The sequence below is a fragment of the Streptomyces pyxinicus genome (genome assembly GCF_024753135.1).
Lineage (GTDB): Bacteria > Actinomycetota > Actinomycetes > Streptomycetales > Streptomycetaceae > Streptomyces > Streptomyces pyxinicus.
This window is the reverse complement of the sequence record NZ_JANUGP010000057.1, coordinates 1-16,112: the sequence shown is the minus strand read 5'-3', so window position 1 is coordinate 16,112 and position 16,112 is coordinate 1. Positions and strand designations below refer to the sequence as shown.

The 16,112-nt window shown below is 70.0% G+C and carries 11 protein-coding genes and 4 pseudogenes; 5 read left to right on the top strand and 10 right to left on the bottom strand.

Features of this window, described 5'->3' with window-relative positions; all coding sequences use genetic code 11:
- Window positions 1–218: 218 nt before the first annotated feature.
- The 6 genes and pseudogenes from NX794_RS35470 to NX794_RS35445 all read right to left on the bottom strand — a co-directional run bounded on the left by NX794_RS35470 (window position 219) and on the right by NX794_RS35445 (window position 8,012).
- Complete coding sequence (locus NX794_RS35470; protein WP_258783831.1) at window positions 219–431, bottom strand: acyl-CoA carboxylase subunit epsilon; 213 nt, start codon at window positions 429–431, stop codon at window positions 219–221.
- 772 nt (window positions 432–1,203) lie between these two features.
- Window positions 1,204–1,914 (bottom strand): hypothetical protein, encoded by a 711-nt coding sequence (locus NX794_RS35465; protein ID WP_258783830.1) that lies wholly within the window; start codon window positions 1,912–1,914, stop codon window positions 1,204–1,206.
- A 125-nt stretch (window positions 1,915–2,039) separates the two neighbouring features.
- Window positions 2,040–2,708, bottom strand: coding sequence for a ScbR family autoregulator-binding transcription factor (locus NX794_RS35460; RefSeq protein WP_258783829.1), 669 nt, complete (start codon window positions 2,706–2,708; stop codon window positions 2,040–2,042).
- Window positions 2,709–2,745: 37 nt separating this feature from the next.
- Window positions 2,746–3,502, bottom strand: a pseudogene (locus tag NX794_RS35455) (SDR family NAD(P)-dependent oxidoreductase).
- 4 nt (window positions 3,503–3,506) lie between these two features.
- A pseudogene (locus tag NX794_RS35450) lies at window positions 3,507–4,243 on the bottom strand (IS110 family transposase); the annotation flags it as partial.
- Window positions 4,244–4,580: 337 nt separating this feature from the next.
- Window positions 4,581–8,012 (bottom strand): RHS repeat-associated core domain-containing protein, encoded by a 3,432-nt coding sequence (locus tag NX794_RS35445; protein WP_258783828.1) that lies wholly within the window; start codon window positions 8,010–8,012, stop codon window positions 4,581–4,583.
- 455 nt (window positions 8,013–8,467) lie between these two features.
- Here NX794_RS35445 and NX794_RS35440 point away from each other — a divergent pair, with 455 nt between their 5' ends.
- A complete protein-coding gene (locus NX794_RS35440) occupies window positions 8,468–8,839 on the top strand; it encodes a hypothetical protein (protein ID WP_258783827.1) in 372 nt (123 codons plus the stop codon).
- Between the two features lie 269 nt (window positions 8,840–9,108).
- A complete protein-coding gene (locus tag NX794_RS35435) occupies window positions 9,109–9,444 on the top strand; it encodes an ankyrin repeat domain-containing protein (protein WP_258783826.1) in 336 nt (111 codons plus the stop codon).
- Here the strand turns inward: NX794_RS35435 and NX794_RS35430 are convergent.
- Window positions 9,416–10,223: pseudogene (locus NX794_RS35430) on the bottom strand (IS5 family transposase). The gene NX794_RS35435 and the pseudogene NX794_RS35430 sit on opposite strands and share 29 nt — an antisense overlap.
- Window positions 10,224–10,296: 73 nt before the next feature.
- A complete protein-coding gene (locus tag NX794_RS35425; RefSeq protein WP_258783825.1) occupies window positions 10,297–10,587 on the bottom strand; it encodes a hypothetical protein in 291 nt (96 codons plus the stop codon).
- Between the two features lie 613 nt (window positions 10,588–11,200).
- Here NX794_RS35425 and NX794_RS35420 point away from each other — a divergent pair.
- The 3 genes and pseudogenes from NX794_RS35420 to NX794_RS35410 all read left to right on the top strand — a co-directional run bounded on the left by NX794_RS35420 (window position 11,201) and on the right by NX794_RS35410 (window position 13,049).
- Window positions 11,201–11,665, top strand: coding sequence for a hypothetical protein (locus NX794_RS35420; protein WP_258783824.1), 465 nt, complete (start codon window positions 11,201–11,203; stop codon window positions 11,663–11,665).
- A 77-nt stretch (window positions 11,666–11,742) separates the two neighbouring features.
- The gene (locus NX794_RS35415; protein ID WP_258783823.1) at window positions 11,743–12,015 is read left to right on the top strand and encodes a hypothetical protein; all 273 of its coding nucleotides are present in this window, start codon (window positions 11,743–11,745) and stop codon (window positions 12,013–12,015) included.
- Window positions 12,016–12,182: 167 nt separating this feature from the next.
- Window positions 12,183–13,049 (top strand): annotated as a pseudogene (locus NX794_RS35410) (IS5 family transposase).
- Between the two features lie 170 nt (window positions 13,050–13,219).
- Here NX794_RS35410 and NX794_RS35405 read toward each other — a convergent pair.
- Entirely contained in the window at window positions 13,220–13,819 is a 600-nt protein-coding gene (locus NX794_RS35405; protein ID WP_258783822.1) for a peptidase inhibitor family I36 protein, read from the bottom strand.
- A gap of 98 nt (window positions 13,820–13,917) precedes the next feature.
- A partial coding sequence (locus NX794_RS35400; protein ID WP_258783821.1) for an ATP-binding protein occupies window positions 13,918–16,112 on the bottom strand: 2,195 nt, incomplete at its 5' end.

Here is a 16,112-nt window from a genome sequence, read left to right as displayed (position 1 = left end):
GTGCTGCGCCTCGGTCGCCTTCTCGCTCGGGCCCGCCACGGCCTGGGCACGAATCCCGTGCAGTTCGGCGACCCGTCCGCGCGAACCGGCCGTCTCCGCGGCGGCCCGAGGAATGCCATGGGTGACTGCCACTGGACAACTCCCTTCCCCGTACACGGCCTGCCCCCACTAACAAACCGCAGGAACGGTTTGTACTGGCCGCATACGAAACGGCGAGGTCACAGTGCCTGGCTCTCCTGCCAGCTGTAGGGAGAGCGGTAGTCCTGGCCTGTCCGCCCGGTGCGCCACGACGGGGCGCCGGTCTCCTGCCCGGCGCCGGCGTCCTCGCCGCGGGCCGCCAGCAGAGAGAACACCACGACGGTGACGGCGGCCAGTTCCTCCTGGGTGGCCCGGCCCCGCTCCACCCGAAGTACGGTGCCCGTGCTGGTCATCGGCCGGCTCTCCCTTCGTCGAGACTCCCACAAGCGTCGGCCGCCCGTCTCAAGGACCGCTCTCGGCCCGGTCGAGGTCCGCCCCTGCTCCGCCGCACACCCGGCCGGGGCGGCGGACGCCGGCTACGGCCCCGCGCCGACGGCTGCGCGGGACGTGGCCGTCGGCGGGCGGCTACGCCGAGCCGCGCTCGTGCCGGACACTGGCCGCGGCCGGCGGCGGGCCTCGTCCCCTCGTCCGGCACCGCTCGAGGGACGTGTGCGGGAGTCGGCAACCGCCGCGCGTGCACCCGCCTTCCTGCGGCCTGCCGGCAAGGGGGGCCGTGCCCGCTCGCCGTACCGTCCGCACCGCGAGCCTCGGCACCGCGGGCTCCGCCGTCTTCACGGGCAGGCGCCCAGGCTGTCACGGCCGCCGCGCCGGCCGTGGAGAAGTACCGCCTCACCCTGCCCGTCCCGTGGGTGCTCACGCCCTGCTCCACCGCCGACACCACGGACCGCTGCCGCGTCAGCGTGCGGCGGGCCCGCGCGCGGATCCTGCCGGGCGCGTGGGCCGACGTGCCGGCCTACCGAGGGCCCCTTCCCCGGCCCCGTCGTCCGTGCCCGCCCGGGCCGTCCGGTCCCGGTGGGGCAGCACAACGCCCTTGACGCCCCCGACCCGGTCCCTCCGCACGTACCCGAACCGGCAGCCGCACGCCTGGCTGTGGTTCCACGACCACGCGCACCCCATGGGGTGCGAGCACGTCTTCCGCGGCCTGGCCGATACCTGTCCGCTCACCTACGGCACCGAGCAGGCCCGGGCGCTGCCCTCGGACGCCTGCGGCATCCCGCCCGCCGTTCGCTGCGCCCGCTTCGACGACAACGGCCGGCCGGTGTACGTGATGGGCGGCCCTCCCCCGCCGCGCCGCCCTGCCGGCCAAGGGCCGGGCTTGCCCGCGTATCTGGAGGTCGCCGCCCGCGCGTACCGGCTGCGCCTGCTCGGCAGCGCCAGCCCGCGCTCCATACGGCCGCGTCGGCCGACGGCGGGGAGAGCGTCCAGACCGGCTCGGACTGCGCTGTGCCCGCCCAGGCCGTATCCCGCCAACGCCGCCGCCCACCCCCTCCCCCCGGCGAACGCGCCGAGCGTCGTCGTCGGCTTCTCCCGCTGCCCGGCCGGGACCCGTCCGGTGCCGCAGAACACCCGCCTGGAAGGCGGACCGGCCGTCCGGCTCAGCGAGGTCAGGCGCTTCGGCGTGGCCCGCACCGGCCCCGGCCCGGGCGAGATCCCCTCCCGGCGGCGCACCCTGCCGCCGCTGCCCGCGCCGACCGCTGAGCGGGCGGCGGTGCTGAGCATGGACGAGGACGGCGGCCCGGACCCGAAGGGCCGCATCAACGGCGAGGCGTTCGCCGCGGACTTCGCGCTGCTCGGCGAGCGCGGCGCGGCCATCGCCGTCTGCTGCGGCACCCACCTGGAGCACTGCCACCTGATCGGCCACTGCGCGAGGGGCATGACGGCCCGGTTCCGGGTTGTCCCGACCGGCTGGGGGCACCGCAGGCCGGCGGCCGGCGAGCCCGCCGGCGCAAAACCGACCGTGTCTTTCGGTCGCGGCCGACCCGAGGCGCCGCGGGCGGCAGTCAGGCGTCCGCCGGGGCGGGTTCGGCCGCCTGCCGGGCGCGCTGTGCCTCCGCGACGACGCGGGCGCCGCGGTCGGGCGCGGTGTCCAGGCGGATCAGCGCCGCCGGCGTGGCGATGGCCGGCAGCATGTGGTTGAACAGCACCGACACCCGCTCACTCATGTCGTGCCACTGCGCGGTCACCTCGGAGAACATCTGTGTGCCGAGCCAGGCGGCGAAGAAGCACTCGGCCGTCTCCAGGGGCACGACGTGCGGCAGCACCTCGCCCTGTTCCTTGGCTCGGCTCAGATACGCCCGCGACAGCTCCGTCCAGGCCGGCCACGCGCTGCCGAACAGACGCCGGCTGTGCGGGTCCGCCGAGAGCCGGATACCGGCCAGGAGGACGGCGTCCCGGGGGATCTGGTAGGCCAGCGTCATGCCGACGTCCACCCACTCCTGGAGTTTGAGTTCGCGCGGCACCTGGTAGTCGCTGGTGATCTGCGCCTCGATCACCCCCCGGGCCAGCGCCTCCTTGGACTCGAAGTGGAAGTACAGGGCCCCCTTGGTCACGCCGGCCCGCTCCAGGATGTCGGCGATGGTCGCCGCCGCGTAGCCCCGCTCGGCGAAGACCTCGGCGGCGGCCTGGATAACAGCGCGGCGGGTCCGTACCGCACGTACCTGGCGCGCCATGGCGCCTCCTTAGCAAGAAATAAAAACCGAGCGCGATTTACCTTACCCGTCCGTCGCCGTTCACTCCGCCGTCCGTGCCGTCCCGCATCACCAGGCCGTCCGTCCTCCCGTCCACGGTGAGGGTGGCGCCGGTGACGAAGCTCGCCTGGTCGCTGCACAGCCACGCGGCCGCCTCCGCCACCTCCTCGGGGCCGGCGGCCCGCCCCTGGGAGGCGGAGGAACGGGCCCGTTCCTGCGCCCGCGGATCGGCGGCGAACCACTGATCGACCATCTCCGAACGCGTCAGGCCCGGGGCGGTCGCGTTGACACGGATCCCGTGCGGCGCGTACTCCACCGCCGCCGCCTTGGTCAGCCCGATCACGGCGTGCTTGGAGGCTATGCAGGGGCGGCGGTGGAGGACGCGACCAGGCCGCCGAGGCTGCTGGTGTTGACGATGGCGCCGCCCCCGGTGCGCAGCATGGCGGCGACCTCGTGCCGCAGGCAGTTCCACACGCCCCGTATGTTCGTGTCCATGACCACGTCGTAGGCCGCGTCGTCCATCAGGTGCAGGGGTGTCCTGGCGACTGCGGCACCCGCGTTGTTGAACGCGAGGTCGAGGCGTCCCTACCGGGGACCGCGTACCGCACCGCCTGGCAGACCTGCTCGCCGTCGCGCACGTCCGCCACCTGGTGGCTCGCCTCCAGGCCGGCCTCGCCCAGCCGCGCGGCGAGTTCACGCAGCCGGTCCCCGCAGCGCGCGGTCAGCACCACTGCGGCGCCCCGCCGCGCGAAGAGGTGTGCCACCGCGGCACCGATGCCGCTCTTCGAGGGCCATCACCCCCTTCGCCAGGCGGCCCACCATCGAGGCGGCGAGCTTGTCGCCGGGCAGTGCGGTGTGCTGGGCCTGGGCCGCTTCGACGGCGGCCTGGGCGAGCAGGGCGGCGCCTTGACCTTGCGGTTCTTCAGCCATGTCTTGATTCGCTTGGCGCCGCTGCGGCGGTTGGCGGCCGGCGTCTGGTAGCTGGTCAGCAGCAGGATCGGCCCCTTGTCCGTCGGACTGAGCGCACGCTCCAAGACCAGGAATATCCTCAGGAGTTGCTCCCGGAGCCGGTTGACGTGACGGGTGCGATCGTTGACCAGGTCGGTACGGCGCCTGACCACGATCTTGAGGTCCACGGCTATCTCGTCACCGGGACGGAGGACGCCAAGGTCCTTGCGCATGCGGGCTTGGTCGGCGACGACGAAGGCGTCCTTGGCATCCGTCTTGCCCTGGCCGCGGCAGGCGGCTGAGGCTTGGTGAACGGCGAGGCTGGTGAGGTAGACCATCGGTTGGTCGTGGCCGAGCAGCAGGCCGATGAGCAAGGCAGCACCGCCGTGGTTGATGTCCACAGCCCACAGCGTGTCCTTGGAGAGTGCGAGTACGTCGCCGATGAGCTGCAGCAGCGCGGACTCATCGTTCAGGACTCGCCGTGACAGGAGGCGTTCGCCCTGTGCGTCGATCACCACGCAGTGGTGGTGTTCCTTGCCGATGTCCGCTCCGGCCCAGATCTCGGGCACGGTCACCTCCGCCGGCTCGTCGTCCAAATGCAGCCCAGCAGACGACCTCGGCGACGTTGTCCTACACAGCGATCGAGTCGTCGCGGGGCTCCGGGCGGCCAAGTCATTTGAGCCATCCAACGGCGACAAGCTGACAGTCATACCCGAAACCCCTGGGCCCGACGATCTTACGAATGACCGTCTCAGACCCACGCTTGGAAGGTAGGACAAGCCAGCAACGAGCCCCCGCGCCTTTGTGGGCGTGGTATCGCCACCTCTCGCCGTGAGCCGGGCCGGTGTCCGTCGCCCATGGGTGACGGACACCGGCCCGGAGCAGGTTGCTCGCGCGGAGTGTGGTTCAGAAGCTGTACGAGGCCTTGACCGAGCACTTCGGGCTGCTCCAACCCGTGCCGGCTGAACCGGACGCCTTCCCGCTCACCAAGTCGACGGAGCCGCTGACGGGGCCCGCCGAGCAGCCGGCCGGCACGCTGAGGCCCTTGCTCGGGGTGCCGCTGCTCACCTTGGCCTCTCCGCTGTATGAGGGGTTGCCCACGCCGAGAGAGAAGCTGGGGTGGAAGTCCATGCGGGCCATGTTGAAGGAACCGCCCAGACCGACGCAGATGTAGATGCACACCTCGCCGGAGACCTCCACGGCGGCCAGACCGCCCGGGTCGATGCGGTTGACGGGGTCGCCCTCGGCGTAGAGGTAGGGGTTCTTCTCCTGGCCGGAGGGGTCGGGCTGGGTGAAGCGGGAGATCTGGGGGTCGTAGTAGCGGTTGCCGAAGTGGTAGAGGCCGGTGGGGTCTTGCTCGCCGCCCGCGAAGCGGAAGGGCTGAGCGACGGTCTCGGTGGTGCCGGCGCGGGGCAGGCCGGTGGGGGTGTAGGTGTAGGTGTTCACCCGCTTGCCGGCTTCGTCGACCAGGCCGATGACGGAGCCGAGGGCGTCGGTGAGGTAGTAGTAGCTCGCGCCGCCGGTGGAGGCGGAGTTGAGCGTGCCGCCGGGCTCGCGGATGAACTCGGTGTCCTTGCCGGCGGTCGTCTGTCCGGACAGGCCGAGCGGGCCGTTGTGGAAGACGGTGTCGCCCAGGCGGGTGCGCTCGCTGCTGTCGGTGCTGGCGTATTGCGCCGGGTAGGAAGTACCGCCGGTGGTCGTGGACTTGAGCTGCCCGTACGGGGTGTACTGCTCGTCGGTGCGGGTGCTCTGGGGGGTGGGCGCGCCGGCCGTCTCGTTGCCGGCCTTGTCGTAGGACCAGCCGGTGGTGACGCCGTTGCGGGCGGTCAGCTGGGAGGCGTCGTTGTAGGTGTAGGTGGTGGTGGACGCCGGGCAGCCGGGGGTGTCTGCCTGGGAGGCGAGGTTGCCGGCCGGGTCCCAGCAGTACTGCCAGGACGTCTCCCGGCCTTCCAGTTCGGTCTCCTTGGCCAGCGAGAGCCGTCCGGAACCGTCGTAGGAGTAGTCCGTGCGGGCCTTCGTCAGGGCGTCGGTTCGGGTGCGGATCTTCGTTCCGTCGACGGTCTTGCCGTCTGAGGAGTAGCCGTAGGCGTAGGAGAGGTGGTTGAGGATGAGGCCCGAGGGGGCGATGACCCGGATGTCCTGCGGCCGGCCCGAGGCGTCCAGCGTCTGGCTCTGCACGGTGCCGCCGGGGTAGGTGGTCTTGGTACGCCGGTCGTCGTTGTCGTAGGCGTACGTGGTGTTCTTGCCCTGGGGACCGGTGAGCTGGGTCAGCCGGTTGGCCGCGTCCCACTGGTAGGCCGTGGTGCCGCCCGGGTCGCGGTAGGTGTCGACGTTGCCGTCGGCGGTGTAGGCGAGCACGGTCTGCGAGCCGTCCTGGAGGGTGCGGATCGTCTCCCGGCTCAGGGCGTCGAACTGGTAGCGCTGGGTGCCGGTGGCGTCGGTGCGGGCGGTGAGGTTGCCGTCCCCGTCGTAGGTGTAGCTGACGTCCGGGGAGCCGGCCGTCGTCACCGCGGTGACCCGGTCACGCTTGTCGTAGGTGTAACTGACCTTGACACCGCGGCCGTCGGTCGCGCTCGCCGTGCGGCCGAGGGCGTCGTAGGTGTACGTGGTGCGGCCCAGCGGTGCGGGCGGGATGGCACTGTCGAGGTTGCCCGCGGCGTCGTAGTGGAACTCCGTCTTCTTGCCGTTCGCGTCGGTGGCGGTGCACACCTGTCCCTGGAAGCCGCCGCAGCGCGGGGTGGCCTCGTTGTAGGCGAAGGTGCGGGGGCCGCCGCCGGTGCCGGCGGTGGCGACGGACGTGGTGTTGCCCGCCGCGTCGTAGGAGTAGGAGGTCTTCTCACCGTTGGCGCCGGTGCTGCTGCTGGGACGCTCGGCACCGGCCACCGTCTGCCACTGGCCGCTGCTGGTCGCCCCGGTGGGCAGCTTCGCCGAGGTGGGGTTGTTGCGGCTGTCCCAGCCGTAGGCGGTCACGTTGCCGCCGGAGCCGCCGCTGCCGGTGCCCATGGCGTCGGTGGCGGTCTGCAGGAGGTGGTTCTGGTAGCTCGAGGCGCGGGCGTGGCCGAGGGCGTCGGTGACCTTGAGCATCTCGCCGTCGGCGTTGTGCTCGTAGGTCGTCTTGTGGCCGAGCGGGTCGGTGACCGTGGTGGTGCCCTGCTCCCCGGGGGTGGCGGCGCTGTAGGCGTAGGTGAAGGTGGGACCGTTCGCGTCCTTGTCGCTCTCGGCGTAGCGGTGCATGGAGGTGACCCGGTCGGCGGCGTCGTAGGTGAACGTGGTGGTACGCCCCTGCGGGCTGGTCACCTTCACCACGCGGCCGTCGCTGTCATAGTCGAAGGTGGTGGTCTTGCCGGTGGTGTCGGTGGTGCCGACGACGTTGCCGTGGTCGGTGCTGAGGTCGTAGGTGACCGTGCGGCCGGTACTGTCCTTGGCGGCCCAGCGGGTGGTGCCGGTCCTGGTGAGGTCGATCCAGCGGCCGGAGCGGGTCTCGGTCAGCTTGAAGCCCGCCGAGGCGCCCGTCTTCGCGTCGAGGTGCGCGGTGACGGTGAGGGCGCCGCCGTTGCGGTCGGTGGTCTTGGTGAGGCGGCCGTTCGTGTCGTAGGTGCTCCCCGTGCCGGATGCGCGGTCGGTGAGGGTGTAGGTGCCGTCCGCGTTCTTGCGCAGGTCCGTGGAGTAGCCGGTCGGGGTGGTATAGGTGCCGTCGGCGTTTCGGGTGAATTCGACACTCGCCCCGGTCTCGTCGTAGGAGATCACGGAGGAGGCACCGGTCACGTCCAGGTTGCGTTCGTAGTTCAGCCACCACGGGCGGCTGGTCTGGCCGTCCGGCGCCGTGAACGCGTTGTAGGTGCGCGTGAGTTGCAGTTTCTGGCCGACTCCGGCGATGTCGAAGTCGGTGGCGGCGAGCATCAGGTTGCCGGTGGAGTAGTCGATCCGGCCGGTGAGGGCGTCGGTCATCCGGAAGCCGAAGACGCGGTGCCAGGGGACGTCGCCCTGGCCGCGCGGCACGAATCCCGCGGCGCGGGTGAGCGGTTGCGGGGCCGGCCGTCGGCCGCCGTGGCGCAGCCGGTCCGTCTCGCGCTGGAGCCATGTCCGTTCGGCGGCCGTCGGGGCGGCGGACCGGATCGCGTGGGGCGGTCGGGTCGACCCGGTCAGGACCCGGGGCATCGCGGCGTGGCCGTGGTTGCCCCAGTGCGAGTGACCGCTGGGCGCGGGACGGCTGGGTGCGGCGACCGCGGGGACGGCGACGGCACCGAGGGCGAGCGCGGCGAGCACCGCGGTGAGGGAACGGGCGGCCCGGGGCCGTCCCGGGCGTGCGGGTCTGAAGACGGGACGCGGTAAAGGCATGGCTTCCCCCTGGAAGGCACGAGCCACGGCGGCTACGGCAGCCGCCGGGCGTTCCCAAGGTGACACGCGTCCATCAGGAAACCACCGCCCCACCACACATCACGGCATGGATGCGCTCGCAAATCGCCAAATTCTGCGCGGTGTTCTGGTCCATGAATCACCCGGAGACAGGCGCCGACATGCCCGGACCAGCGCAGTGAGCAGTCGCCGAAACTGGCTCGATACAACCCGCTGGAACGATAACTTCCAAGCATTTCAACCGGTACAAAATAAGGGAGCACGTACACGCTCCCTTGACGCGCACACCGTTCTTTGTTCCACACACCGTGCTCCGGCCTCGTCCAGCGGAATCACCAGCTGCTCCCTATAGCCCTCTGGTTTCTTCACGCGTCCTTCCTCTCCCCTTCATCGACCGGGGTCCCGGCGGCCCCGGCCACGCCCAGAACGGAGCACCCGTGCACAAGAGCCTCGTCCCCCTGCTTGCCTCCGCCACCCTGGCCGGCGTCATAGCCCTGGCACCGTCCGCGTCCGCCGAACCCAATCCGCCCGGCTGCGACAAGGAGTTCTTCTGCATCTACGCGGGCGAGGGCCAGACCGGGCAACTCCTGGTGAAGTCCCAGCACAGCTGGTACGGCAGTGTCAGCGGCCGGTCGGTGTTCAACAACGGCATCCCCTACCCCAACGCCGACCACATCGAGCTGACCTGGACCTACAACGGCGGCACCTACGAGCAGTGCATGCACTACAACCCGGGCCCCGGGGACTACAAACTCGACTTCACCGAGGGAGTGACCTTCACCAAGGCGGTCTGGCGCGGAGAGTGCTGACGACACTTCGGAAGCAGGGAACTCATTGACCCCGGTCCGGTGGACCGGGCTCTCTCCTACGGCGTATGGCCCACCGGACGACGTTGACGAGAGCCTCTGCCCGAGCCACCTCCAGCATGAGCCGGACCACGGGTGCGCGCAGCAGCCCGCGGACCCACGGGGCAGGCCGGCCTCGGCCGGCAGCCCCTCGACTTATACGTCATCTCAATCGGTGTTGAAGACGTAGATAGTCGCTGGCAGGCCTGCTGTGGGGGCAGTTGAATGTCGTGGTGAGCGACTACTGGACACCTGCGCATCAAGCGGTCGAGCAGGAGGATGCTGAGGCCCTGGCCCGGTTGCTGGCCGCTGGGTCGGATCCAGACGAGGTCTTCAGCAACATGACGCTGCTGACGCACGCGATCGATGCCGAGGGTGACGGCTCCCTGCAGAGCGGGCAGCCGTTGACGGTGCACACCACGGCCGTGTTGCTGGCCTTCGGCGCTGATCCGGAGCTCGCAGACCCAGACGGTCGCACCCCCACGGACATGGCCGATCAGTACGGCCACGACCTGGCCGTGAAACTGCTGCAGATCCACATCAGCAGACGAGCCGCCGATAACAGATGAGGGTGCAGGCGATGCTCGTGAAGGCGAGGAAGTGCTCGGCCTTGCGCTCATAGCGGCGGTGGAGGCGGCGGCAGCCGGCGAGCCAGGACATGGTTCGCTCGATGGTCCAGCGGTGGCGTCCGAGCCGTTGCGAGGTCTCGATCCCCTTACGGGCGATGCGGTGCCTGATACCACGGCCTCGTAACCACCAGCGCAGGTGAGAGTAGTCGTAGCCCTTGTCTGCATGGAGCTTGTCCGGCCTGCGTCGCCGCCGCCCGCGGCGGGAACGGGCCGGAGGTATGCCCTTCACCAACGGGATCAGTGCCTGGCTGTCGTGCAGGTTCGCACCCGAGATCCGACGGACAGGGGCAGACCCGTCCGCTCAGTGATCAAATGGATCTTCGATCCGTACTTGCCCCGGTCGACAGGGTTCGGGCCTGTCAGGTCCCCCTTTTCAGGGCCCGCATGTTCACCGAGTCGATCGCGCAGCGGGACCAGTCCAACCCGCCGCGCGAGCCGAGCTCGTCGAGAACCAGACGATGGAGCTTGGCCCACACCCTGGCCTTCGACCACTCGGCAAAACGGCGGTGAGCCGTCGCCCCCGACGGACCGAACGACGCAGCGGGCAACTGCTGCCACGTGCAGCCCGACGTGGCCACGAACACGATCGCGGCCAGCACCTCACGGTCGCCATGTCGGCGGCGTCCACCGCCCTGAGGCCGCGAAGGCGCCTCCGGCACCACCCGCTGGAACAACTCCCACAATTCGTCCGGCACCAGCCGTTCAACAATCCCCGCCACGAAGCGCAGCCTACCGATGCAGCCAAATGAGATTGCTTCTTACTCGCCGGCGCCCGCCGCTCCGGGCCGGCGGCTACCGCAGGCGATGCCATGCCCGGCACACCGTAGCCACGTCGTGTCCCAGGTCCTGAGCGATCTCCCGGTAGGGCTCGGGCGGGGTCAGGCTACGGTGCCGGACGATCTCCGCCTCGTCCATTGCCGTGAGCACCGTCCACCCGCCGACGTTCGCCCGCTGGATCGGACGCACACTGATGTGCCGCCAGGTGATGCCGAGAACAGCGGCGCGGACCGCGCCTCCCGAGACGCCGTGCCCCTTGGCGAGCAGCCCCATCGTCGTGCGCCCAGCGCGGTAGTCGCGGCGCATGCGAGCAACTTTGGCCGCGTCAAGCCGCGCATATCCGCGTGGGCTGTGCCCTGGCTGGGGCGGTTCGACTGGGGCTGGGTCGGTTACAGAGCGCCACGTCCATCCGCAGGCGGCGCCAGCCACCGTCTACCAGCTCACCTCAAGTTGCGAGGTCCGCCAAGCAACCGCCTGGTGGTCGCTGGTGACAGCGCGGCGGATTTCCGCGACGAGGGCTGTGGTCAGCTTGGCACGTCGGGTCGTTCGAGGAGGCGACGAGGCCATCGGAATCTCCAGCAACGGACAGTGGCTAGCCGGGACTTAGTTGTCCCGCAAGGACGAATGGCCGATGCCGTCGCGCGAAATCGCCACCCACCACGGCAACATCGGCCCCACCAGCAAGACCTCGTCGACAACGCCCTACGCGCCGTCCTCGACCTGTAGCTTCCCCTCCGCAGCCCTAGCCTCCGCGGTGGGGCACCATGGATCACCAGAGCGAATCCTTGTCCCCATATGTCCCATTCAGCGAAAGTGGCCGACAGAAGGCTCCTGCCACTGTAAAAATGCTGGTCATTCAGTGTGCTCCCCGCGCCCGCGGGGATGGTCCCCTGCTCTACCGGGGAACCAAGTTCCCCCGATGAGTGCTCCCCGCAGGCGCTGGGACGGCCCCCACCCCGACGAGCCCCTGGAGGAGTACCTGCGCCGCGGCGGTCTCAGTTCCCGGATCGGGCAGGCCATGCCGCAGCAGATGCCCCGTCGCCGGCCAGGTCACCTGCGCCCTTGTCGGCGCGCTGCGCCGACCGAGGACGGCCTCCGCGCCGACGACATCGACCAGAGAGAACTCTCCGCGATCCTGCGCGAGCCCATCCAGGGCACCGACCCGCCCGGCGGCTTCGTCCCGGCCGTGGCGCCCATGCTCACCGCCGTCGGCCGCCGTGGTGAGCAGATCGAGCCCCACCGTGACGGCGACGCCTCCGGCTCGCTGGACGAAGCCGTCTCCTTGCTCGCCGACAACGCGGGCCAGCGGCTCATCTGGGCGGCGGCCCGCGCCCTCCACTCACAGCCGGACGGCGATGCTCGCCCAGAGGGAGTGTGTACCTGACAAACGGGAAGACGCCTGCCTGACCGACCATTGCCGACACATGGGTGGAACCAATGGAGAAGGCTAAGCACCTCTTGGTGGCCGCTGCGACCGCTGCGGCGCTCACCGGTCTGGGAGCCGGACAGGCTCAGGCGACCGCGCAGACGTCCTACTGCAAGATCGTTACCGCTGACACGCTCACCTTCTTCGACACGGCCAGCGCCACCAGTGGTGATGGCCAACTGGTGCGGAACAACAAGTTCTACACGGACCGCACCTCCGGCCCGTACAACCGCTATCACGTCGAGCTCTCGCCTTACACCCCCGAAGGCTGGGTGTCCTCCGATCCCCGGTGGACCAAGCCCTGTTAGCAGAGCGTCAAATTGGTTGTCGGTCCTGCCCCGGAAGTCCGGGGCAGGACCGACAGCTCACATTTGCTGCGCGCCTTGCTGTCGCACGCGGCGCAGCTACGTTGACGTCAGGTGTTACGGGGCCCACTACGCCGTGTCTCTTCGCTGAGCTCATCAGTTGATCGGATGTGCCTGTCCGATTAGTAATCACTGATGCGATGTGGGACCAGATCGCGCCGCTGATGCCGGCTGATCCGGCCCGCGGGCGACTGTGGGCCGACCACCGCCGAACGCTTGAGGCCATTGCGTGGAAGTACCGCACCAGCTCGCCCTGGCGGGACCTCGGGACCTCCCTGACGAACTGGGCTCGTTCCAGACCGCGCACAAGCGACTCATCCGGTGGGCCGACGACGGCACATGGGAGAAGATCTTCGCGGCGGTATTCGCACCGGCGGACGGCGTCGGCGGCATCGGCTGGACCGTGTCGGTCGACTCCACCGTCGTTCGGGCCCACCAGCATGCCGCCGGAGCACCCAAGAAGGGGCCGAAGGCCGCGACGAGCCGGCCGACCACGCGCTCGGCCGTTCCCGCGGCGGACTGAGCATCAGGATCCACCTGGCTGCGGACGGTCATGCACTGCCGCCGGCCCTGGCCGTCACCGCGGGCCAGGCCGGTGACGCTCGCACCTTCGAGATGGTGATGGCACGTATCCGGGTGCCGAGAACCGGCCGCGGCCGGCCGCGGACCCGCCCGGCGATGGTCCTGGCCGACCGTGCTTACTCGTCCCGCGCGATCCGTGGCCATCTGCGTCTTCGGCAAATCCGCTCGGTCGTCCCGCAGCCGTCGGACCAGACCGGGCACCGTCTGCGCCGGGTCCGCCGCGGCGGACGCCTGCCCGGCTCTGACGCGGATGCCTACCAGCAGCGCAACACCGTCGAACGGTGCATCAACCGCCTCAAGCAGTGGCGCGGCCCGCCGCACGGACCGACGAACCCGCGATCGCCTACCAGGCCGCACTCCACCTCGCCGCCATCCTCATCAGGACACGACGCTGACCAAGGAGACAGAATCTAGCAGGGACGGGGCATGGGCTCCTGCTGGTGTACGCGGTGGCCGGGCTGTGGGAGACGCCCGCCAGCGGTCCGCCGGGCCGTACGTGCGGGCGGGGTGACGCTCAGCCGACCACCGATCGCGGCCCGGCCCCGTCCGTGCCGGGGGTCCCGAGTCAGCAGTTCCTCAAGTACCAGACCCAGCTCCAGTCGGCGTTGGTGTCCTGGGAGTAGGCGCCACGGTCGTGCCAGCGTGATACGTGGTCAGAGCTTTCGAAGTTAGCCACCGTGCCGGGCGTCTGGTTGTTCTTCCACGATCCGTATCCCGACCACGGGATGCTGTATTCGGCGCACTGATACATGTCGATCACATCGCCGGTGAAGTTGGGGCCGCTGAAGGCGCAGAAGTGGCCGTAGTTGCACGCGTACGACGCGAGGGCAGGACCGTTCTGCTCCTTTCCGAGGGAGCCTTTCGCGGCCGGCAGGGCGAGTACGAGAGTGGAGCCATCGGCGAGCCTGATCTTGTTGGCGGCGATCTGCGTGCCACCCCGCTCGTCGAGGTAGGAATCGGCCCGGCTCTGCAGAGCCTTCACCTGCGCGGAGTTCAGCCCGAGGGACTTCCCCTGTGCGGCGAAGGGCGCGGTAGCGTGGCGGGGAGCGGCGCCGGCGGTGCCCGATGTGGCTGCGGCTTGGGCGGTGGTGGCGGCTCCGGACATGGCCAGCAGCCCCGTGGTCATGGCCAGCGCCGAGACGGTGGCCGCGACCTTCTTGTTCATACGCATGTCTTCTGTTCCCCCTTGGGAGCCCTGAGGCTCTCGTGGTCGATTTCGGCTTGTATGAACCATCCTGACGGCGGGCTGTAGGGGGAAACAGCTCACGAACCGTCCACGTGTGAACGGTCCGAGCGAAGCCGATCGAGCTGCCGTTCCACCTGCTCGGCTTCCTGGTCGCGTCCTTGTTGTCGGTACAGGTCCCGAGCTTCCCGCCACACCTCACGGGCCCGGTCGTGGTCGCCCAGGGCGACGTGAGGATGGCCGAGCCGGTCGAGGGTATCGGCGGTTTCGTAACTGTTGTCGAGGTCGTGGTACAGGCTGATGGCCTGGCCATAGTGCTGGACGGCGTCGTGGTGGCGGCCGCTGTGGTGGTCGATGTAGCCGAGGCTGTCCAGGGTCTGCGCCTGGCCTGCCACGTCCCGGTGGTACTGGAAGAGGGCGAGGGCGGCCTGGCAGTGCTCGCGGGCGGTGTCGTCGTGGTCGCCGAGGAGCGCGGCGTACCAACCCACGGCGTTGAGGGCGTTGGCTTCCGCGATCGGCTGATCGAGGCCGCGGTAGAGGTCCAGCGCGCGTCTGGCGTGCTCCAGCGCCCGCCGGCCGTCCGGCCAGATCGACGCGAGCGTGTAGTGCGCCTGGGCCTGAAGGGCCCGATCGTTCTGTTGCTCGCTCAGGGCGAGAGCCTGGTTCAGCGCGTCGATCGCCTCTTGGTGGTGTCCGAGCATGACGTGGGCACGGCCCAGGAGCCGATGGGTGAGGATCTGGGCGCCGGGGTCGGGCAGTCGGTCCGCGGAGTCGACCGCGATCCGCCACACGGCGAGCTGATCGTGGCGGTGTCCTCGACGGTAGTGGAAGTCGTTCAGCGTCCAGGCCAGCTGCCAGGACGTGCGGTGTAACGCGTGTGCGGCGGCGGTGCGCTGGGCGGCGAGCAGATTGCGGTGCTCGGCCTCAAACCAGTCCATCGCCGCCGGGATGTCGGACAGGACCTGGGGGTGGCAGGCGGGTACCGGCGGTACGAGGTCGATGGGGTCGCGGTGAGAATCCAGGAGATAGGCGGCGGCGTGCGCGGTGTGGGTGTAGAAGGTGAGCACACGCGACAGCGCTGCCGTGCGTGTGGCATCGACCAACTCGTGGGCGGTGGTGGCGTAGCGGCGGGTCAGGTCGTGCATGCGGTAGCGGCCGGCAGCGTCCTCGCTGATCAACGATGCCTGTTCCAGCCGACGCAACACGCCCCTGGTCCGGCTTCGGCTCAAGCCGATGAGGCTGCCGGCAGCAGACAAGCCGATATCGGGTCCCGGCGCGATCGCGAGCAGCCCGAACACTTTGGCTTCTTCGTCACTCAACGCGCGATGGGACAACGAGAGCACCGCGGGCAGGCTCGCGGCAGGATCGGTGTCATCGAGCACGCCGAGGGCGTCATCGCGCAGTTCGTCGGCGAGCCCGGCCAGCAACAGCTGCGGGTGAGTGTGGGCGCGGCCGGCGATGATGCTCAGCGCCAGCGGGAACCCGCCGCATAATCGGACGAGTTCGTCCACCGCCGCCGCTTCGGCGTCGATGCGTGCGGTGCCGAGCCGGGCGGCGAGCAGTGCGCGGGCCTCGCTGTCGGTGAGGGTGTCGACGAACAGGTGGTGGGCGCCGTGCCCGGTGATCAGGCCCGGCAGCCGGTTGCGGCTGGTGACCACCACGGTGCATCTGTCGCCGCCTGGCAGCAGAGGAGTGATCTGGGCGGTGTCGGCCGCGTTGTCGAGTACCAGCAGCATCCGCTTGTCCGCCACCAGGCTGCGGAACAATGCCGCTTGCGCATGCGGGGCGGCCGGGATGCGGCCGGGCTCGACGCCCAGCGCGTCGAGGAATCCTCGCACCGCCACGGCCGGGTCCATCGGGTCGCTGTCCGGGCTAAAGCCCCGCAGGTCGACGAAGAGCTGCCCATCGGGGAACTGGTCGGCGTTGCGGTGAGCCCAGTGCAGCGCGAGCCATGACTTGCCCACCCCGCCGGCGCCGGCGATCGCGGAGATGACCACGGTGGCCCCCTCGCCTGACCCAGATGGCAATGCGGCGTCGAGCCGGTCAAGTTCAAGGTTGCGGCCTACGAACGGCGCAGGTGGAGCGGGTAGTTGACGTGGGGCCGGGACGGCCGAGGACCCGGGTGCACCCGTCGCCGCAGCCAGCAGCTCGTCCAGTTCGGTCGGTTGCAGATCGAGCGCTGCGGCCAGCTGACGCACCGACGCGAGCTGTGGGTTGCGGCGTCTGCCGGTCTCCAACCCGCGTATCGTGCTGACCGAAACGCCCGAAAGCTCGG